Source organism: Enterococcus sp. S22(2020), assembly GCF_020295385.1.
Taxonomy (GTDB): Bacteria; Bacillota; Bacilli; order Lactobacillales; family Enterococcaceae; genus Enterococcus_L; species Enterococcus_L dunnyi.
The window spans coordinates 128295-149553 of record NZ_JACFUD010000005.1 but is presented as its reverse complement, the minus strand read 5'-3'; the positions used below and the strand labels follow the sequence as shown (position 1 = coordinate 149553).

At 36.4% G+C, this 21259-nt stretch carries 21 protein-coding genes; 3 read left to right on the top strand and 18 right to left on the bottom strand.

Features of this window, described 5'->3' with window-relative positions:
- Positions 1-118 precede the first annotated feature (118 nt).
- Positions 119-1072, bottom strand: coding sequence for an aldo/keto reductase (locus tag H3T55_RS11750; protein WP_225534621.1), 954 nt, complete (start codon positions 1070-1072; stop codon positions 119-121).
- A gap of 106 nt (positions 1073-1178) precedes the next feature.
- On the opposite strand from H3T55_RS11750, the gene H3T55_RS11745 reads away from it, so the two are divergent.
- Positions 1179-1538 carry a MerR family transcriptional regulator gene (locus H3T55_RS11745; RefSeq protein ID WP_225534619.1) on the top strand — a complete coding sequence of 120 codons (360 nt, stop codon included), beginning with the start codon at positions 1179-1181 and terminating at the stop codon, positions 1536-1538.
- Positions 1539-1607: 69 nt separating this feature from the next.
- Here H3T55_RS11745 and H3T55_RS11740 read toward each other — a convergent pair whose 3' ends face one another.
- The 7 genes from H3T55_RS11740 to lacD all read right to left on the bottom strand — a co-directional run bounded on the left by H3T55_RS11740 (position 1608) and on the right by lacD (position 10220).
- Positions 1608-2066: a GNAT family N-acetyltransferase gene (locus H3T55_RS11740; RefSeq protein WP_225534618.1), complete on the bottom strand. Its 459-nt coding sequence runs from the start codon at positions 2064-2066 to the stop codon at positions 1608-1610.
- Between the two features lie 45 nt (positions 2067-2111).
- Entirely contained in the window at positions 2112-3458 is a 1347-nt protein-coding gene (locus H3T55_RS11735) for an amidase (protein ID WP_225534616.1), read from the bottom strand.
- 145 nt (positions 3459-3603) lie between these two features.
- The gene (locus H3T55_RS11730; protein WP_225534614.1) at positions 3604-5235 is read right to left on the bottom strand and encodes a peptide ABC transporter substrate-binding protein; all 1632 of its coding nucleotides are present in this window, start codon (positions 5233-5235) and stop codon (positions 3604-3606) included.
- Between the two features lie 30 nt (positions 5236-5265).
- Positions 5266-6342: a M42 family metallopeptidase gene (locus H3T55_RS11725; RefSeq protein WP_225534613.1), complete on the bottom strand. Its 1077-nt coding sequence runs from the start codon at positions 6340-6342 to the stop codon at positions 5266-5268.
- 33 nt (positions 6343-6375) lie between these two features.
- The gene (ald, locus tag H3T55_RS11720) at positions 6376-7488 is read right to left on the bottom strand and encodes an alanine dehydrogenase (RefSeq protein ID WP_225534612.1); all 1113 of its coding nucleotides are present in this window, start codon (positions 7486-7488) and stop codon (positions 6376-6378) included.
- 244 nt (positions 7489-7732) lie between these two features.
- Entirely contained in the window at positions 7733-8266 is a 534-nt protein-coding gene (locus H3T55_RS11715; protein WP_225534611.1) for a helix-turn-helix transcriptional regulator, read from the bottom strand.
- 964 nt (positions 8267-9230) lie between these two features.
- Entirely contained in the window at positions 9231-10220 is a 990-nt protein-coding gene (gene lacD / locus H3T55_RS11710; protein WP_225534610.1) for a tagatose-bisphosphate aldolase, read from the bottom strand.
- Between the two features lie 190 nt (positions 10221-10410).
- Between lacD and H3T55_RS11705 the strand changes: the two genes are divergently transcribed.
- Positions 10411-10701: a hypothetical protein gene (locus tag H3T55_RS11705; RefSeq protein WP_225534609.1), complete on the top strand. Its 291-nt coding sequence runs from the start codon at positions 10411-10413 to the stop codon at positions 10699-10701.
- A gap of 18 nt (positions 10702-10719) precedes the next feature.
- On the top strand, positions 10720-11643 hold the full coding sequence (locus H3T55_RS11700) for a LacI family DNA-binding transcriptional regulator (RefSeq protein ID WP_225534608.1): 924 nt from the start codon (positions 10720-10722) through the stop codon (positions 11641-11643).
- A gap of 87 nt (positions 11644-11730) precedes the next feature.
- On the opposite strand, the gene H3T55_RS11695 is transcribed toward H3T55_RS11700, so the two are convergent.
- The 10 genes from H3T55_RS11695 to H3T55_RS11650 all read right to left on the bottom strand — a co-directional run bounded on the left by H3T55_RS11695 (position 11731) and on the right by H3T55_RS11650 (position 21254).
- Positions 11731-12453 carry a hypothetical protein gene (locus H3T55_RS11695; protein ID WP_225534607.1) on the bottom strand — a complete coding sequence of 241 codons (723 nt, stop codon included), beginning with the start codon at positions 12451-12453 and terminating at the stop codon, positions 11731-11733.
- Between the two features lie 23 nt (positions 12454-12476).
- Positions 12477-13418, bottom strand: a complete 942-nt coding sequence (locus tag H3T55_RS11690) for a DUF5067 domain-containing protein (RefSeq protein ID WP_225534606.1) — start codon at positions 13416-13418, stop codon at positions 12477-12479.
- Positions 13415-15994, bottom strand: a complete 2580-nt coding sequence (locus H3T55_RS11685) for a YfhO family protein (protein WP_225550184.1) — start codon at positions 15992-15994, stop codon at positions 13415-13417. The genes H3T55_RS11690 and H3T55_RS11685 overlap by 4 nt, the downstream gene beginning before the upstream one ends.
- Positions 15995-16067: 73 nt before the next feature.
- Positions 16068-16592, bottom strand: coding sequence for a signal peptidase I (lepB, locus tag H3T55_RS11680; RefSeq protein WP_225534742.1), 525 nt, complete (start codon positions 16590-16592; stop codon positions 16068-16070).
- Positions 16593-16774: 182 nt separating this feature from the next.
- On the bottom strand, positions 16775-17455 hold the full coding sequence (gene lepB / locus H3T55_RS11675; protein WP_225534604.1) for a signal peptidase I: 681 nt from the start codon (positions 17453-17455) through the stop codon (positions 16775-16777).
- Between the two features lie 20 nt (positions 17456-17475).
- Positions 17476-18144, bottom strand: coding sequence for a hypothetical protein (locus tag H3T55_RS11670; protein ID WP_225534603.1), 669 nt, complete (start codon positions 18142-18144; stop codon positions 17476-17478).
- A 23-nt stretch (positions 18145-18167) separates the two neighbouring features.
- Complete coding sequence (locus H3T55_RS11665; RefSeq protein ID WP_225534602.1) at positions 18168-19211, bottom strand: DUF916 and DUF3324 domain-containing protein; 1044 nt, start codon at positions 19209-19211, stop codon at positions 18168-18170.
- An 89-nt stretch (positions 19212-19300) separates the two neighbouring features.
- On the bottom strand, positions 19301-20062 hold the full coding sequence (locus H3T55_RS11660; RefSeq protein ID WP_225534601.1) for a WxL domain-containing protein: 762 nt from the start codon (positions 20060-20062) through the stop codon (positions 19301-19303).
- Between the two features lie 32 nt (positions 20063-20094).
- Positions 20095-20901 (bottom strand): WxL domain-containing protein, encoded by an 807-nt coding sequence (locus H3T55_RS11655; RefSeq protein WP_225534600.1) that lies wholly within the window; start codon positions 20899-20901, stop codon positions 20095-20097.
- Between the two features lie 2 nt (positions 20902-20903).
- On the bottom strand, positions 20904-21254 hold the full coding sequence (locus H3T55_RS11650) for an LPXTG cell wall anchor domain-containing protein (RefSeq protein WP_225534599.1): 351 nt from the start codon (positions 21252-21254) through the stop codon (positions 20904-20906).
- Positions 21255-21259 lie beyond the last annotated feature (5 nt).

The following is a 21259-nucleotide window of genomic DNA, read 5'->3' as shown; positions in this document are numbered from 1 at the left end:
CTATCTCCTTATTGATCAATAGCTTATCTACATCTATAATTTTTCACATCATAAAACTAAACCTATGTGTGATGTACAATACTATAAACTTGCTTTATTTAATCAGGCAATTTTAGTATCACTTAAGAAACGATAATCGATTCATCTGCTCATTATCAATGGAAATTGTCAATGCGTCCAAATTATTCTCTAATTGTAAAAGGTTGCTTACACCAATTAAAGGTAGCACTTTAGATGATTTTTTCAGCATCCACGCAAGAACTAATTGATTAGGCTCTATCTTCAGCTCTTCACTTATCTCCAGTAATATAGACATTCTATTTCTGTTTGCTTCTGTAACGTAAGCTTCTTTCAACTCTTTTTTATCATTATAAAAACCGTGTAGCAATGGAGAATATGCTAACAAAGTAATACTTTCTCGCTCTGCATAATCGATTATTTCTTGCGTCAGAACTTTCTGTACGCCAAAATCAGCCTCTTTTTTTGGCTGCAAATAACTGTAACGATTTTGAATGCAGCAATACCGCTCCAAATCAAAGGACTGGCTTATTTCATTGGCCTCTTTTAACCTCTCATACGTATAGTTGCTACAACCGATAAATCTGATCTTCTTGGTTCTAATCAAGTAACTGAATGCCTCCAAAGTTTCTTTTAAGCTCGTCATCTTATCATCTATGTGGGCATAACACAGATCCAAATAATCTGTATGCAGTCTCTGTAAGCTTGCCTCTACAGCTCTGATGATCGCATTTCTTGAAAGACCTTCAATATCCTCAAAGCCTGCGCCTATTGTCTTAGGTAGTGCGCCTATTTTAGTTGCTAAAAATAGTTGCTTTCTATTTTTTCTTTGCTGCATCCACTTGCCGATCACCGCTTCACTTTCACCGCCCTTGCCTCCTTCATTCCAGAAAGCATAATTATTAGACGTATCCAGAAAATCCCCTCCACGCTCGACATATTTATCTAATAAAGCAAACGAATCAACTTCGTTTATTTTTGTACCAAAATTCATACATCCCAAACAAAACACACTAACCTTTTCCCCTGTTGATCCCAAAAGTACTTTTTCCATAACTAAACAACCTCTCTTCTTTAAAAGTAGTTTCAGTTTACAAGTTAAACTGTGGTTTAAGTCAAGAGTTGTTTATGCTATTCTTATCAATAAAGGAGAAAACGCCATGTACACGATAACTGAAGTAGCCAACAAATTCTCGCTCTCAACATCGAGCTTAAGATATTATGAAAAAGTTGGTCTATTACCACCTATTGCTAAATCATCTTCCGGAAAACGAAACTATAAAGAAAGTGATATAGAATATTTAGAGATTATTATTTGCTTGAGAAAAACAGGTCTATCCATAAATAGAATTAGAGACTTCATTCATTTACAAACGAATGGACAGCCTTTGTTCTCTGAGCGAATAGAAATCTTAGATAAACAAAGAACATTGATCAACCAGCAGATAGATGATTTGAATGCTTCAAAAGAAAAAATAATAAAAAAAATCGAACATTATCAAAGAAAGTTAGGTAACTAGCTTCTTTTGATAATGTTCTTAACAAATTAGCTTGAAGTTTTAGGCGTTCAATGCTCTTTATTCATATTGTCATTTTAGCTGTCTAACCATCGTAATGTCCGTCTCCAAATATCCCATCTTTTTATACAACTGATACGCCGACTGATTATGCGCAAAAACATGTAAGCCAATTTCTTCTAACCCATGTTTTCGTCCCCATTCTTCGATCAAAAGCAGCGTTTGCTTGCCATATCCTTTCCCTCGATACTCAGCATTGATCAGAAAATCATAAATAAATCCTTTTTGTTCAGTGACATTTATCCAAATAACACCGATATCTTCTGCTGATTCAGGAATGAATATTGAGAAGAGATAATTGTCTTTTGTGTCTGGTCCATCTGGAAGTAAATCCGTAAAACTCTTTTCTGCTAAACCTAAAGCTTCTGATTCAGCCCAAGTCCCTGCCTTGATTTTATCTTCTGCATATTCTGAAATAGCGATGTCGAGGTACTCTTTAAATTTATCTTGAGGCATTTTTTCTAATTTCATGATGATTCTCCTATTCAATAACTTTTAGATTATTCTTTTGATTATTTATATATACATCGGTTTATTTAAATGAAAGTCGGTTTCTTGTTGAAATTTTATACCTAGATCCATTAATTTTTGTTCACAAAAATCATCTGCGATAATTTGCATTCCTATGGGTAGGCCCTTTTCTGATAACCCTATTGGCAATGTGAGCGTTGGCAATCCTGCATTAGAAAACGGAACATTAAATTTAGGCGAACCTGTCTTTTTTAGCCCTTCTGGAGCAGTTTCTGGTGTAGTTGGCGTAATCAAGAGATCAACCTCTTTAAATAACTCTCTGATTGCTCCTTTATAAGTCTCTCTTAGCTGTTGTGCCTTTATATAATCAAGGGCAGTATAAGACATGCCAGTTTGGATATCCTGTTTTAATTCTTCACTAAACATAGGATAGTTCTGATCTAAATGTTCTTGATGAAAAGCTGCAGTTTCAGAATCTACAACAATAGCATGTGCTCGATTTGCCAATTCAAAATCTTTAGGCAACATACAAGGCAAAATAGTATGGCCTTGCTTTTCTATTATTTTTATTGCTTCTTCAAAACGAGCCATGACTTCCTCTGCTCCTGTAAAATATGCGTCTTTGATCATGCCGATCCTAAATCTCTTATCACTCGTCTCTTTACTGAGATTCAACTTTTGTATCACCTGTTTGATCGAGTATGGATCATGGTTATCATAGCCTTTGATCTCGTTAAAGACAAATGTAATATCTTTAACGTTTTTTGTAAATATTCCTACAGTATCAATACTCCAGCTAGCTGGAAAAATGCCAGCTTTACTGATAATGCCAAAAGTAGGTTTTAATGCGGTCAACCCATTATATGATGCAGGTCGCATAACAGAGCCTGAGGTTTGAGTTCCTAGTGAAAATAATGACATGCCACTTGCAACAGCTGCTGCAGAACCCGTACTAGAACCTCCTGGTGTATGCAAAAGATTCCATGGATTTCTTGTCGCAGGAGCACCTCCGCCGCTGGCAAATTCAGCTGTGGTAGTCTTACCTATTAATAATGCGCCTGAGCTGACTAATTTATCAATGACCGTTGCATTTTTATCCGGCACAAATCCCTTTAGTGTTTGAGAACCCGCTTCTGTAGCTATTCCTTTAGTAAAGAAGATATCTTTTACTCCATATGGAAGAAACGACAGAGGTGTTACTCTTTTATTTTTCCTTATCGTCTCGATATCTTTTAGCACCAATTCTTCCTCTCTTAAAAGCGCCCAAGCTAAAATCTCAGGTTCAATTTTTGAGATCCATTTATAGTATTCGCTGATCAATTCTTCTGGTGAAATACACTTTGTAATCAACAAACGATTAGCTTGTTCAATCGTCAGTTCAACCATATCCATTTTATTCACTCCCATGTAGCTGTATGATAGTCCTTTTTTCATTACACTATAAGTCGTTCTCCAAAGAGTATTCATTTCTTCTATAAAAACAGACCAAAAAACGCCAGCTGTCACGTTTTTCGGTCTGTTTTCTTTTTATGAATACTTATTTCACTGAAACGTTTTTGTAGTACGGTGCACCAATTGCACGATAGACTAAACCTTCTACTCGTTCATTGACTAGGAAAGCCTCTGATGCTTGGTATAATGGCGTTACAGGTGAGTTATCCATCAATACTTTTTGCGCATCTAATAAAGTGTCCCAGCGTTTTTCATTCTCTGTTGCGTAAGTTGTTGCTGATTCTTGCAGTAATTTGTCAAATTCTTCGTTGCTGAATTTACCGTAATTTTGCTCGCCGCCAGTTCTGAATAATTGTAAGAAGTCATACGGGTCCGCATAAGTTGCTGCCCATCCTGCTAATACAACATCAAAATCACCACTGCTCATTTGGTCTAAACGGTTTTTGAACGGTACACTTGAGATCGTTACTTTCAAACCACTTAAATTTTCAGTCAACAATCCTTGGATATATTCAGATAATTTTTTCGCTGAATCTGTATCTGATGTCAATAATGTAATAGAGGCAGAATCAATGCCTAACTCTTTCTTGGCATCTTCCCAAAGTTTCTTACCACCTTCGACATCTGTCTTCATCAAGGTACCCGCTTCTTCAGCAAAGTCTTTCCCTGTTTCTTGGTTTGCGATTCCTTTAGGAACAAATGCTTCGATCGCCATTGAGCCATCTTTTAGGATATTTTTCGCGATTTGGTCGGAATCGATCAATTTCGTAATAGCATTTCTAGCATTCTTATTCGCAAATACTTTATTTTCAGTGTTGTACTGTAAGTATGAAGTCGATGGGTAAATACGAGTGACTAATTCTGGATTGTCTTTTTCTTGATCTACATATTCACCTTTGATCGGTGCAATATCTGTTTCGCCTGCTTTGAATAAGTTCACGTTTGTACCGATTTCTTTACTTACTTGAACGTTGACTTCATCTAATTTGACTTTGTCTGCTTCATGGTATTTATCATTTTTAATATAGTTCCATGTGATGCTAGTGCCATCCCAATCTGCTAATGTGAATGGGCCATTATAGATCATATTGTCACTATTGGTTCCATAATCTTTTCCTTTTTCTTCAACAAACTTTTCATTCAGTGGATAGAATGTTGGTTTGGCTAAAAGAGAAGATAAATATGGAATCGGATATTCTAAGTTGATTTCCAGTGTATAATCATCTAGGGCTTTTACACCTAAATCAGACGCTGGTTTTTCTCCTTTAGAAATTGCTGTGTAGTTTTCAAATCCGTCAAACAGATACGCATACTCTGAACCTGTTTTTGGATCGACTGTACGTTTCCATGAGTAAACAAAATCATTCGCTGTTACAGGCTCACCGTTACTCCATCTTGCATCTTCGCGTAACTTGATCGTATATGTTTTTCCGTCATTTGTTGGTTCTACCACTTCTTCAGCGATTGCAGGAGCTGAAGTACTATCGTCTGCAAACTCATATAAGCCTTCCATCACTTGGCTGATAGCAGAAAAACTGACCACATCTGTTGCTTGAGAGATGTCCATTGTTGGTAACTCAGCGCTTTCCAACACTTTTAAGACTTGTTTTTTATCATCTGCTGCGTCTTCTTTTTTACTTCCTGAAGCGCAAGCTGCTAATGCTAAAACCAATGCGCTGGCAGCTACTGTTGTCAGTGCCCACTTTTTCATGTTCATCATTGTTTTCCCCCTATTTTCTATTTATGATCAAAAGCTGTCGATCATGGCTTGATCTAAATCATTGACGATCGCGACTGCTAATTGATAAGCTGCTTGGTAATCCTGATAGGCCACATATCCGTAATGTGTATGTGCATAACGGACAGGTACACCGATCACGATTGCCGGCACGCCTTTATTTGTCAGATTGATGATCGCACCGTTTGTACCGCCGCCTTTTCGAACAGAGCTTTGCATCGGCAGTCCATATTTTTCAGCAGTTTCTTTGGCAAATCGTTGGAAGCGCGGATTCGTTATCATCGATACATCAAAATTTCTAAGCATTGGACCGCGCTTCAGCCCGGATTGAATCATATATTCTTCTGAAAAAGTATCATCTGCCGGACAGCCTTCAAAAACGATCGCCAAATCCGGCTGAACATTATTCATTGCAACCGTTGCTCCGCGTTCGCCGACTTCCTCTTGAGCAGTCATTGTTCCGATCAGGTTGAAAGGTGACTCCTTTTTAGAAAGTTCCTGCAATGTTTCCAACAAACAGGCACAACCGATACGGCAATCAAATGCCTTTCCGATCATTACATCGGTGCTCTCTAAATACTCAAAAGTAACGTCCGGGATCACAGGATCGCCGATCGCGATATTTAATTTTTCTGTTACTTCTTCCGCGCTGATACAGCCGACATCGATCACCATATCATCGATCGTTTGTGTCTCTTTACGCTCTGCATCGGTCATAAAATGCGGTGGTTTACTGGCAATGATCCCTGGAATCTCGGTGCCATCTGCTGTCTTGATCCGTACTCGATGTGCAGGGATCGTATTTGGTACCCAACCGCCTAGCGGTAAAAAGCGCAGCGTGCCATTCGGTTTGATCGCTTGCACGATAAAGCCGACTTCATCACTATGAGCATCAAACAAAATAGTTGGTCGATCCGCTTTTTGTTCGCCGACCTTCATATACACATTACGAATATGGTCTTCTTCTACTTGTGCAAAAGGCGCCGAAAATTCTTTAGCAATCGCTACAACATCATCTTCAAAGCCTGACACACCTGAAGCATTGGATAATTTTTCTATTAAATCTAACGATTCTTGCTTTGTCACTTACACGATTCTCCTCTCAACTTCTTCGATTTATTATAAAACAGATTCCACTGATGTATACGTTAAATCTAAATCTGCGGCAACCGCGGGATTTGTCAATGCACCATTCAATGTATTGACACCAACTAAAAGTGCTGGATTTTGCTCGATCGCTTGTGCAAATCCTTTATTCGCTAACTCTAAAACATATTGCAGAGTAGCGTTCGCTAAAGCAAATGTCGCTGTTTGCGGAACAGCTCCCGGCATATTTGCTACGGCATAATGGATCACGCCGTGTTTTGTATATGTTGGATGTTCATGTGTTGTGACTGCATCGATCGTTTCGAAAATTCCGCCTTGATCAATCGCAATATCGATGATCACAGAATGTTCCGGCATTGATGCCACCATTTCTTCTGTGACTAATACAGGTGCTTTATGTCCTGGAAGTAATACGGCGCCAATCACAAGATCTGCTTGTTTTACTTCTTCTTGAATATTGAAGTGGTTTGATACAAGTGTCTTCACGGCACCAGCAAACTGATTATCGATTTCCTGAAGTCTCTTGATATTTACATCAAGGATCGTAACATCTGCACCTAAGCCTAATGCGATCTTTGCTGCGTTACAGCCTGAAATACCGCCACCGATGATCGTTACCTTCCCTTTTTTTACGCCCGGTACGCCGCCAAGTAAAATCCCTTTTCCTTCTGGCACTTTTTCTAAAAATTGAGCACCGATTTGTGTCGCTAAGCGACCAGCGATTTCACTCATTGGTGCCAATAATGGCAATTCCCCGTTCGCCAGCTGAACACTTTCATAGGCAATCGTTTTCACTTTACGCTTCATCAATTCCTCAGCTAATGGTTTATTCGCTGCTAAATGAAGGTACGTAAATAACGTTAGATCTTCTCTTAAATATGGATATTCTTCTTCTAATGGTTCTTTTACTTTCAACACTAATTCTTGAGCCCAAGCTTCTTCTGCTGTCTTAACAATGGTCGCTCCTACTGCTGCATACTCTTCATCATGAATCGACGCTCCAAGTCCAGCGTTTGTTTCAACGTAAACAGTATGCCCATGTTTGATCAGGTCTAAAACGCCGGCTGCCGGCAATGCCACCCGATTCTCACCATTTTTTATTTCTTTCGGTATCCCAATATTCATCACTCAAGCTCCTCTCTTGTTCTTCCTATTACTTTTTAGTCCACTTAATGATTATAATTTAATGAAAGTTTATCTGCAATACGTAGAAAAAAAAAGATTTATTTTCTCTTTAAACTTTCATCTGATTGCCAATAAAAAATAAGCCCAGAAATCAACACTAGAAAATAGTTTTGTTCCGGACTCACCAAGTCAAATAATGTATATAATAATATAGTAAAAATTTTCATTTCTTTGATAAGAACTGCTAACTAAAAAAACCGTCAACTATTCCTATCATGAATTCTATGAAAATTTGAGAAAGCATACATCCAAAAACAACATTAGCAACTATCTTCATTTTTTTAGGAATTTGAATTTTATACTTTTCTAGCAAACTAACAAAATAGCTAAAACCTACAATTGTAATTATAAAGACAAGCTCTCTTCCATATTCAATAATTTTCATATGTTCATCTCCTTTTATCACACTCATCACACCAAATAGAACTATTCCTCCTAAAGCTATTGTTAATAAAACTTTTAATATTTGCCCCCAAGCATATTGCTCAAGGTTTGCTTTTTCCATCGCTGCGGGTTCATCTTTGTTCAAAAGAAATAGTTCATCTAATGAAAACTGATATAGTTGGCTCAGTAAAACCAAATTTTCTAAATCAGGATAACTTCTATTATTTTCCCAATTTGAAATTGTTTGCCTTGAAACTAATAATTTTTCAGCCACTTCAATTTGAGAGAGTTGAAGCTCTACTCTTTTTTCTTTCAATTTCTCACTTATTTTCATATACATCCCTCCACTTGTATTCTAATCGTACTTTTCAAATGATTATTTGATAAGACTAATCTATTTTACATAGCCGAATTTTACGGTAAAATTGGCTTTACCTATTGGGAATATAATTGCTCATAAACATACATCTAAAACGTTACACATTCGGATATTTTAAACCTAAATGATTAAACTCAAATCCATATTTTTGATAAAATCCTACAGCATCACTATCTATTTCAACAATTTTTTTAATGGTTTATCTAGTTCTTTAACAAAATCTATTCGTTCACTAATAATATTTTGCCCAGATCACTCTTATTGACCGCTATGTGAAAAATTCTAATCAACCTCTTTTTAGCAATGATTCACACCTGCACCTCCTATTTTACTATTATTGCTATATTTAACCTATAGATCTTTGTTAGGACCCCTAAAATATTTTTCGAATACCAATTCAACCATATTTTCTACTGTAGCCAGTGAAAGTAATTTCACAGTATCCAACTCTCTATTATTTAATAGTATCCGTTTGTAAGGAAAAATGCGACTCAACAAAAATGTAGTGTCCACAAAAAATATCTTTTTGTGGACACTACAACTATTTTCCTATATCCTCTTAATTTATTCTATTCCTTTCAGTGTAGCAAAAAAGCCACCCAATAATGCGAATCTTTTTATAGGCACTTAGAATTTTACTAGCTTCACTTGTTCATCAAAAAATAGTGACATTGTATGCGTTAGCTGAGGAGATCGAAGTATAGCATAGGAGCTATTTTTTTCGCTGTTTCATCAGATTTGGAGAGCGAATCAACACTGTTTTTTAGTTTTGATGTGCCCCCCAAAAGTTGTACGTGAAAATACAATTTTTGGAGGTTATTTTTTATGAGTTATTATTTGGAGGTTATTTTTTATGAGTTATTATATAGTAGAATTCAAACTCAAGCGATTTTCGGCTCAATCTCTATTTTATCGATCATCAGCCCACTTCCACTTTAGAACGCCATGAGGTTCCGCAATCATCTACGATTTCATTGAGCGTCTCAATATTAGCTTTACCTTGAGTGGCAAACCAATCTCGACCTGCGTCTTCTCCTTTTGACGCAAATGGTTTCACCCCTTCACGCCAAGTAGCTCTGCCGCATAAGACACCACTAAATTTTGAGCCAGCTTCTTTCGCAAATTTTAATGTTTCCTGGAATAATTCTGTCGAAACCCCAGCACTCAAAAAGATAAACGGCAACTCTGTCAATTCACTTTGTTTCTTAAAATAAGCCAGTGCTTCTTTACGGCTATAGACAACTTCATTTTCAGTGAATCCTTCAACGTATTTCATATTTACAGGCACTTCCATTTTTAGTACATCGATATGATATTGCGTTTTAGAAAATTCGACCATCGACTCCAATACTTTATGTGGTTTTATTCGGGCAAAAGCTGCTGATCCAGCATCTAAGACTTCTGTATCATACGTAACGATCTCCACAAAAAACGGAATATCTTCCCCCAAGCATTCACTACCAAGTCGTTCCACAAAGACATGCTTTAAATGATTGATCGCTCTAGGTTCATCAGGATCATAATAGAGTAAAAACTTGATCGCATCTGCGCCAGCTTCTTTCAAACGTGAAACTGACCAATCTTCCAATAGATCCGGCATCCTTCCTGGAGTGGACGCATCATAACCAGTTTTTTCATACGCTAAAAGTAATCCGCAAGATTTATCACGTACCTTTGTTGCTGGCAATCCATAATCCGGGTCTAACAGTATCGCAGATGAATAAGGAGTCAATTCTTCTGAAGCAACTTTTTTGAAATCAATGATTTCTTCCCCTGTTGCTGTTGTAGCAGCGTCTGAAATCATTTTTTTTAGCGATCCGCGCTGATCGATCGCCAACGCTTCAATTAAACCTTTTTCATTTGACAGACGGTTCAGAGCATCCATTTTTGCCTGGCTGATTTTGATCATAGTAGCAGCTCCTTTAAGTATTTTTGAGGAAATTCCTCTCTTACTTTGAGTATACTCTCTCGTATTTATTAAGACAAAAAGAAACACTTTTCCTATGAAAATGCTATCCATTCATTTTTTCAACGATTCGCCTTGACCTGATACGCGTTTCATACTTTATAGTTTAAAAAAAGACAGGAGGCGTTTATTTATGATCAATGCAATGCTTGAATTAACGGATCAGTTAGGGATGGATTATTACTTTGTTTCCCTCGAATTCAAAGAAGGGAAGCTTTTCGTTCGCAGTTTGAATAATTATTGCAAACCGATCAGTAAAACAGTAGAATTAACGAAAATAGAAGGACTATCTATAGAAGAATCTGATGGATTGGGGTACATTTGCTTTGATTTTGATGATGAGCATTACCATTTTGTCGACTATGGGAATCGGGTTCTAGCATTCTTTAAGACCCTTTTGTTCTCTACTTCACTTCATCTATAGCCTTGAAAGGAGCCGCTCATGACGACTATTCGTGATATCGCTAAATTATCCGGCTATTCTGTTTCTACCGTTTCCAGAGTATTGAATAACCATCCTTACGTGACAGAAGAAAAGCGTAAAAAAATTTTAAGCATCATGGAAGAGCTAGACTATATTCCGAATATAAAGGCCAGAAATTTAAGTAGTGGGCATTCAAAGCATATTGCCGTAATGATTCCATTTTCTGATCATCCTTATACAGATAAAATCGTCAGCGGTATTTTAAAAGCTGCCTTCAAATCTGGATATAAGGTTACGTTATTGCCGACAAATTATGATTTAACGATTGAAAAGCGTTATTTAGATGAGTTGGCTGCCAAAGCTTGGGATGGGATGATTATTACTTCAAAAAAAAGTTCATTTGACATCATTTCTAAGTATTTAAAATATGCGCCGATCGTTTGTTGCGAAGATACAGGAGACTATCCGATTTCTTGTGTTTCGATCGATCGGGGAAAGTCTTACCATGATTTGTTTACACTGCTGATAAAACAAGGGTATAAAAAAATAGGATTGACTGTCGGCCGTCCAGAAAAAGACAGTGCTAGTACAGCGATCGTTTTAGATGCTTATCACAGAATCACCGGCTTAAAAGATGCTTCCTTCATTTTTAGGGATTGCCGGACTTATGAAGATGGGATCAAAGCTGGTGAGTACTTTTCAAAAGTTGAAAATCTTGAAGTGATCGTTACAAATGGCGATGATGTTGCTGCGGGGATCTTGCAGAAGCTATCGTTGGATAAAGTGAATGTGATCGGAGCAGAAAATCTTTTGTCTAGTCAGTTGTTGAAATTTCCGACTATGGATCATCATTTGGATCTTTGTGGGGAGAAGGCGTTTGGGCTGTTGTTTACAGACAAAGTTGAAAAAACAAAAGCCTTTTTTGACTTTATCCAGCATTAGGACACTCATAACAGCTGTCAAAATACTCTACTACTATAAAAAACAACGTACGAGAAATATATTCTCTACGCTGTTTTTTTAGTCATTTTAATACCGGTAATCTTTGGTCCCAATAAAAATATTTTGTGGAATGCCATTTCCGTCGTATTGAACAGAGATATTCTTCCCAAATGTACGATCTTTTTCTCCTTTTAATTTACTATTATAAATGGTGATCTCTTGACCAGAAAGTTCCTTTTTACTCTCTTTATTTTTCTGTTCAAATTTCTGTACTGATTTATCAGAACGATCGATCTTTAGTAATTCTGTAAGTTGTTTGGAAAAAGCTTCAAAGTTTTTTCCTACATACTTTTCATCACTGACTGCCGTTCGGATATCAACATTTTGATTTGTTAGTTTCACTTTGCCGATCTTAGAATAATATTCGTACTCGATGATCGTTCTAGCGCTGACAATATTTTCATTGTCTTTGTTGCTAAACATACTCACAGCTGTTAATCGAAAACTATTTTCTTGTGCGATAATATCAATATTTTCAGTTACCTCTAGTCCTTCTATACTATATTCTTCCTTGATCAGCTCTCTTACTTCAGAGAAAAAAGGCAGCACTTTTAATCCGTATTTGTCCTCGACAGTTTCTATTATTTCATTCTCTGAAATGGAGTAACTGGAATTTCCAAAGTTTTTCGTACGATCTCCCCACCACGTAAAAGGAGAATCTTCTTTCGGAAGTTCTACGTCTCTGGTAGATTTTTCAGCAGAGCAAGCTGATACAATGATCAGTGCCAGAAGGAACACAACGTATTTCATTTTTTTCTCATAGACTTCTCCTGTTAATTTGTTTTTATAGTCAATGGTTGTTTGTTTGGAAACGCTGCTGAGTCAAATTTAATTTGTACGTCACTCGCATTTCCTTTTTGTAAGGGGTACACCACAACTGATTCGATGACTTCATCTTTTTCTAATGCTTTTGTAGCATTTTCCTGCAAATAGAGTAACGTGTGATCGGATAGTGTGGTCTCTTTACTTTGTACCAATTGTTGTTCCTTTTGATAGACAGTCACATATTTATTCCATATCTCTATTGGAATATTTTTAGTTTTTTCTTTGTTGGTATATAAAAACCTGATCACTAAAACCTGATCATCTTCTACTTCATCTATTTCATACGTGCTGACTTGCAGAGTAAAATTGTTATTTGTCACTTTATTAGCTAATTCTTCTGACGACTCCATCGTTGTTGTTTTTGCTTTTGTTTCTTTTAGCGATTCTATCAAAGCAACAAAGGTCTTCTGTCTGGTTTCATGTGAATTGTCCTGAGGGCTGTAAAAAAAGAACTGAACAACGGAATTCTCCATAGATATATAATATATATCCAGCCAAGAAGGCTTCTTTTCATAGGTTCCTTCAAAAGAATAATGAAAAACAGACCTATCATTTAACGAAAAATAGTCACCTTTATTATTTTTGATATCATAATACTTTTTTAAGTATTTTTTTGTATACGTCTCTAATTGTTCTTTTGATAAGTTTTCTGCTGACTCAGCTCTCATATAAAACATTGAGTTGCTCTTTGTGTCATTTCCTCCAAAAATCGCATTGGCATTTATCTCTTCTTTGGGATTCGCTTCTCTTTCCCATCCTGTTGGCAAGTAAAGTGTATAATCACTTTGATTAGCAGAAAATTCTTCTGATTCCTTTTGTAAAGTTGTATTCTGACAGCCTGCTAGAATGAGCAGACTCATGAGGAAAAATAGGGTCTTTTTCATATTCATATGTTAGCGTCTCCTTGGTCTTCCATAGTAGTCAATTTTTTTCCTTTACGACGCAGCCAGTATACATACAAAGCAAAACTGATGATACATCCTGCAAATAAACTGATTCCTATTTTAAATCCTTGAGGAAGATAAATAAATTCAACTGTGTGCTGTCCTTTTGGAATAGAAACAGCAAGAAATGCGTCCTTAAAAGACTCGATGTTTTCTTTTTGACCGTCAATATAAACAGACCAGCCTTTATCATACGGAATAGTTGTTAAGAGTACCTCATCCTTTTCCGCTTGAACCTCCGCTTTTGCTTTGCGTCCATCGGTAATGAAGTCTACACCATTTTTCTGCATCTTCTCTACATCTTTCCTAAATTTCTCTGTATCTAGAAAGACAGCATTCGGTCTAAAAATTTCGATATTTTTTGCTTCTCCATCAAATGAAAGTTCTATTTCCACTGCCGTTGTCTCATCATGATAACCAATATCATAATATTGACCATAATCAGAGATTTTAGCTGACGTTGTGTTTCCATTGATCGTTGCTTTAACATATGCATCACCAGATTTAGAAAAATCAGTCGGAACAATGCTCACGTATCCTTGTGTTTTTTCTGGAACAGTCACTAACAACTTTATATTTCTAGGATGCGAAATTTCTTGCTCTCCCAGTACGATCGTCTCGCCAGATTCAGTGATTGCAACATCTTTTGAATCGACAATCGGCGCATCACCAAATGAAAATATTTCGCCTTCATTATCAGATAAATGATTAAACAACTCTGTTTGGTTTCGAACAGCTCCTTCGTCGAAAATTGCATCATCTGTCATGATTCCTAGAGGTAACGCATATTTATTTTCATATAACGTATATTTACCACTTTTTCCAATTTCCTCATAACCAAACTTATTAAATTTCTCGTTTTTTGATAAATTATACTTCATTCCTACAAGTGTATCTGCCAACAAGGTGTTATTCATATACTGAATTTGAAGGTTTGTCCCTAAAGAACGGTATCCTAAAGTATTTAGATACTGAGAAGAGTGTCTGTTACGTATAGAAGAAAACATCGATACCCCATGATAACCATATCTGAAACTATCATTTGCTGATGTAGGTTCGATATTTTCAAGTCTATAGAATGACTCATTTTTCTCTACTTGCGAGACTAACTTTTCTACATCCTTAAATGGTTCTTGGTAAAATTTTCTATACGTATAGCCCCAATCTCGGCTAATGCCTGCAATCATTTGCTGTGCATTAAATGCAGCTTCACCCACCATAACAACAAAAAGCAAGACGAGTGCTGCTTGTCTAAATTTAGCTTTGTTCACATAAATCAGCCAGATAAGTAAGTATACTGCTAGCAACAGAAGCGTTCCTACTAATGATTCTGTTGTAACAACACCATATCTTTTTTTGTTTGACAGCAATATAAATATAAGAAAGATTGCACCAACAGATAAAATAATATTGATCACTGTGTTACTGTCTTCTTTTGTTAAAGCTTCTAAACTGTATCCGGCAAGCAAAATCACAAGAAATGAAATCAAGAAACTGAATCTAAACAAGAACATGTTTGGTGAATGCATACCATGCCAAAATAGATTTAACGCACTGATATACACACTCGCAATTAAAATTAAAAACAATGAGCCATAAATCAATTTGTTTTTAAGAGCAAACTTCTTAGACACAAAATAATAAAGACACAGTAAAAGCGGAATCAATCCAATATAGATAAACGGCATGCTATTGTATTTACTCGTATCATAAATACCTACCAAATTCTTTGCAACAAAATCCCAAGCACCTGTATCTTTGGTCAGAAAACTTTGAATTTGGGTTAGACTTTCACCATTTGCAGACAAATCAAGCACTGTAGGTAAAATTACGACCATTGATGCTCCACCCGCTAATATTGATGTAATAAAATAAGTGAAGATTGATTTCTTGTGTATATGCCAGTTGGTAAATGTCCGGGCAAAAAAGTATAGAAAAGAGAACACACCAACCATAAATGCCATATAAAAGTTAGATAAAAATAGCAGTAGATAGCTAATAAATAACAAAACCGGCTTATTTTTATCCATTAAACGATGAATCCCTAGAATGATCAACGGAAGATAAACAAAGGTATCTAACCACATGATCACTTCCGAATAAGCAAGTGCATAGGACATTAATGAATAGCTAATACTTAAAGCTGTAATGATCCAACGGTTCAATTTATATGTATTATGTGCAAAAATCCAGAAGGATAAGCCACTAGCACCAAATTTAATTAGTGTTAAGTAATAAAGTGTATCTGGCATATTTACGTTGTCGAAAAATATAACGAGTGGTGTAAAAATACCATTCAAATAATACGCAGCTAATGCCCAATAATTCAGTCCTAAAGAGCCTGACCAACTATAGAAGATACTTTGCTTTCCTTCGAGAACCTGTTTAAAACTAGCATGAAAGTTAGAATATTGGGCAAATGCATCCGATGCCAAAATAGAAACATTGCTTCCAGGATAAATACCTGCTATATAATAAGCGATAACCATAACTAATATCGGGACTAATACACTCAGACCCATGAATAAACTATTTTTCTTGAAAAAATAATTGATTTTTTCTTTTTGCATATATCATTACTCACTTTCTTTCTGTTTAGTAGGGCACACCGATTTTTGTAAATGGAAAATAACGATACGAAACTGTTCCTTCTATCTGGTTTTTATTCACTAGCCCAAAATCTCGACTATCATTGGAATGTTTTCGGTTATCCCCTTGAACAAAATAATGATCCCTCGGAATCGACTTGTATTGTGCCAACTCCTTTGCCACATTGGGAGTCAATGCAATTTTAATCATTCCATCTGGAATTTCTTCTATTTTAGCTGGCGCCTTCGTACTTCGTTGAGCACTTCCATTTGGTAGTAGAAACAGATTATTTCCGCTGACCCAAATATCATCTCCCGGTATTCCTATCACCCGTTTAATGTATGAATCATCTTTTTTATCTTTTGGCTCGAAAGTAATGATTTCATACCTTTGAACAGATCTTCCTTTTTTTATCAATATCCGATCCTTATCTTCAAAAGTTGGCTCCATTGATTGACCACTGACTCTATGCGCCGAGAAATTGAAAAAAAGAAAGACGCATCCGATAAGCAAAAGAATAAACACAACCATACTTGGATTTAGAATTTTTTTTACAGGTACAGTAGATGAGTCTTTTTTTTGCAGCGGTCTTCTTTTTTTATTACGTTTTCCTTGCTTGGATGATTTCAAATTTTTAGAAGTACGGGGGGGTTTTTTCTTCTGAGGTTGTGTCTGTTCGTTTTTATTTACCATATTTAGTTCCCTTCCATTTGTTAAAACTGTGTCATAGCATGGAGAGGAAAAATTCTGGCCTTTACCACACCAATAATTTCTTTTTCATCAACAAATCCGTAATACCTGCTATCTGTTGCATATTCTCGATTATCGCCAAGAACAAAATATTTTTTTTCTGGTATAGCTTCAACTTCAAATAAGTCGTAAAGTTTAAAATCAGAAACAACTGGTTCTTGATTTTCCTCCTGACTATGAGAGAGAAAACGCTCTGCCTTCAGCTCATTATTCACATACAAATCATCATCTTTGTATTGAATCTCTTCACCAGGAAGACCGATTACTCTACGAATACTTTTTTCTCCGGAGCTATTTTTTAAATAGACTAGATCAAATCGCTTTATTTTTGCTGGTTTATACACAATAAATATTTCCTGATCATTTAATGTTGGTACCATAGAATACCCTTCGATTTTAGGAAAGGCTAGTAAAAATATACTTAATGCGGTCAGCAAAAAAATTGAAATTCCTAGTGTAATCAACAACTCAATCAACAATCTTTTTCTTTTTTCCTGCTTTTTTTTCCGAGCTAACAGTTGTTTTCTCTTCTTATTTCTATGCTTTTTATTCCTTTTCAATGTCTCTGGCTTCTTGTTATTTGAATGTTTCTTTTTCTTTTTCGATTTAGCCGTTACATTTTTTCGCTTTTTTCTTTCTTCCATAAAGCCCACCTCAGCTTCATTTACTGTTTTTTCTTCAAAGCGGCTTCATTGATTTTAAATTGTTTGAATACTTCCTTTTGAGACATCTCCAGCTTATTTATATCATTTACATAGCCAGCCAACGCTTCTTCATTTTGCAAGGTCTCTAAAGACTGCTCATGTAAATTTGTTCCTAATTGTTTCATTGTATTAAAATATCGATTTAATAGAACTTGCTTATCTTCTTTTAATGCCATTGACGCTTTAGTAAAACCGAAGCTGACCATCTTAGAAGATAGATTACTAATGTTTTTGATTGCCTTTTGAGGATTTTCGTTCTTTTTGATGTTCTCTAGTTGAAGAGACAGCTCATCTATTAAATAATAGCCTTGAACGATAGCCTCTGATTCTTTTCCGTTTAATCGATGTTGTTGATAATATCTTGAATACATCGCTCCGAACGAAGAACCACCAGCAAATAATAACAATATGATCGACCAGATGAATTGCTTTTTCAGCTTAGATTCCAGCCTTCTTTTAGCAGCCATGAATCGTTTCCGTTTTTTCTTGTTTTTGGGCGGTCTCTTTTTTCTTAGCATTTTATATTTTTTCTTATTTTTTAATGAACTAAAAAGTAATACCAGTCCAAAAAAGCTGAAGAGAAGTACCCCAGATGCAAGGGCAACAAATGACCAATCTAAAGTACTCATTTTATCTCATCTCCTATTTTTTGTTATTTTTTCTTTCTGTTCTTCTTCTTTTTATTCTTTTTGCTACTTAAAACCAATCTAACAACAACAAAAATAATAATCGCTACCACAATCACACTTCCAGCAATAACTGCAATCAGCTTCCAGTTTATCCCTTGTTCTTGAACTAAGTTTACATCTTGGTCATTGTATTTATCTGCTTCTTCATCTGTAATCGTGAAGTCTTCTTCCCAAGTCCATTTCTTATCTTTTGTACTTGCTACGATGTATGCTTTATAATCTCCCGGAACCATTTTTTCACCATTTAGTGAAACTGGAAAATCGACCATACTATTTGGTGCTACACGCATATTGGCTTTTTTCGCATCATACAAAACAGCTTCTGAACCTTTTTGAGTAATTTGTACATCCATTGTCAACTCTTCCAAGTACGCTGCTTTCGTATTAGAAAAATTGACAAAGATACTATTACGGTAATTGCTTAATCCCGCACCCACGCTATTCAATTCTAATTCTGGTTTAACAACTGTATCCGTTTCAGAAAGAAGCATGCCGATCACGTACGCATAATCATTGATAACCCCTTTTTGTTTGGCACGTTCTTTTTCGTCTGCTTCTGTTTTCAATTCAATTCCGCCAGAGATCACCCCATCAAACGTTGCTTCCGGCATTGTGATATCCAATTTTAAAGGGACCGTCGTTTTGGCTGGTAATACAACTTTTTCTGGTCCCTTTACAATATCCTTGAAATCATATTTTAATGATTTATCATTGTCGATCGCGATAGGACCGTATTCGATAACGCCGTTTCCACTGGTTTTGGCACCATTCAAAGAAACAACCGCTACGACTTCTTTATCAGATTCATTTGTTAAATCGATCGTTACAGTCTGTTTTTGTGAAGGAGTCATTCGTAGATCGAAATAACCCACTTCCTCATTTCTTTGATTCTCAGGTTTATTTACCTTATATGTATAGCCTACTGCTGCTTCTGTTGTTAGACTAAACGAACAAACTCCTATTATGTATAAAAATGCGATTGCTATTATTTTCTTTATATTTTTCATACGATATAGCCTCATTTCTTTTTTTCATGATATAAGTTCACTAACCTTAAAGGCTAGTGAACTTATGACGCTTACTTTAAATCTTTAGATTATAATGTTTCTGATAATGTCCAAGTAATTACAGCATTGTAATCACCAGCTACAACAACAGCGTTATCTGCAGTAGGAATTGTTAAGATAACAGATTCTTTTGCGTTACCAGTGTTGTCCGCTTTTCTTTCACCAAATACTAAATCATGTTGACCATATCCAGCAGTTGTTCCTGCTGCACTATTTTCGATCAATGGAGTAGACGCATCTTTTGTAACTGTTGCTGATGCTTTTAGTCCTTTTGGTGCTACTGAGTTTGCATAGTCGTTCACCCAAGTGTTTTTGTATTCTAGAGTTGCGCCATTTAATTTAGCTCCTCCAGTTGTTTGGAATTCGCTTGTGATTTGTGCACTCAATTTATAATCGCGTGACGCTTCACGAACATCATAGAATGATACAAAGTTTGCTGATTTAACGTTGTTTCCGTTATCATATAGATCTGCATTATATGTTTTTGATGACGCTGTTAATGTAGAATGACCGCTACCAAATTCTAATGGTGTTACAGCGAATACTCCGAATGTTCCTGGATCAGTTGGTTCGAATGTTTCGTTACTTGTGATTGTTGAACCTGTACCAGTATCGCCACTTGAATCTCCTGAGGAGCTGTTATCTGTGATAGTTGGGATTCCAGTGTTGTTAGTGAAACCAATGTGACCTGCGCCTTCAATTGAGTTTGCTTTCGTTGTGTTTGGTACTGCTAAGGCAACTCCTGCTACTGCTACTAAAGCTGCTCCGCATAATTTGTGTGTTAATTTCATTTGTATTTCCTCCTAATATTGTGTGTAATAATTTATGGTAGCTCGGATAAAATCCAAGTTATCACCGTTGTGTACTCTACAGCGTCAATTTTTGTCGCCGCTGGGATGTTTAAAGTTATTGCATTATTTTGATAAATTTGTTGATTACCAAAATTGGGATCAAGGACTGCTTCGCCTTTTTGGTCGACTCTTGGTGTTAGTGTGTTATCCAATTGGAGCGGGTTATACTCTGATGCGCCAAATGAAATCGACCAACTTCCTGAACCATTACCAGACTTTGCAGTCGCAAGTGTGTGTGTCTCACCAATATTGCTTACTTCAATAACTTCTTTTGAAACGACAGGTGCATATGCTAAATCAGAAACTGAATTTGCCCATGATTTATCGAACGACAGGAAAGCCCCTTTTAATTCATTGTTCGCAGTGCTCATGTTTTGAAATTGTGTTTCTTGGCGCATTTGCAATGACCAGCCTAATGCTTTTGGTCGTTCATCCGTTACTTGAATGAAATTCCCTCGTGCTGGAGTATTGTCAAGAAATAATTGTGCGTTTACTGGTAAACTCATATTTTTATCAGAAATTTTATTTGCTGAAAAATCTAGCTGCGGAACAAAATCGATTCGCAGATCTCCACTCGTACTAGGGCTTGGTCCTGGATCAACAATCGTTTCAGGATGTTCAGGGTCTTGAATCCCACCCGTCTTATCACTATCATTAGAAAAACTGATATGACCAGAACCAGTTGCATCTGCTTCCGCAAATACCTGTTGATCTTCTAGCGTAAGACAAAGTAAGCTTGACAGAGCTAAAAAGGTAAGTCTAAATATACTCTTTTTCATTGCTACTCCGCCTTCCTTTTCTTCTTCAACAGGACAAAGAGGATCGCCACTGCGAGTAAAATACTACCGCTGATCGTCAAACTCTTTGCTATCAGCTCACCAGTTGACGGTAATTTCCCAACTGGTTTGGCTACAGGCACCTCTTCATTTCCAGATGTTTTAGGATAAGTTTGGTCCGTTGTTCCTGATGGTTCAGTAGTTCCCGACGGGGTCGTACTTGTTTCATCATAGAAGGTCACTCTTCCGTTCGTCTGGACAGCACCTGCTTCCGCGAAGACTTCTCTACTACTACATACACCTACAGTCACGATAACGAAGGTAGCTAATAGTAGATATTTGAGTTTTTGCTTCATTACTA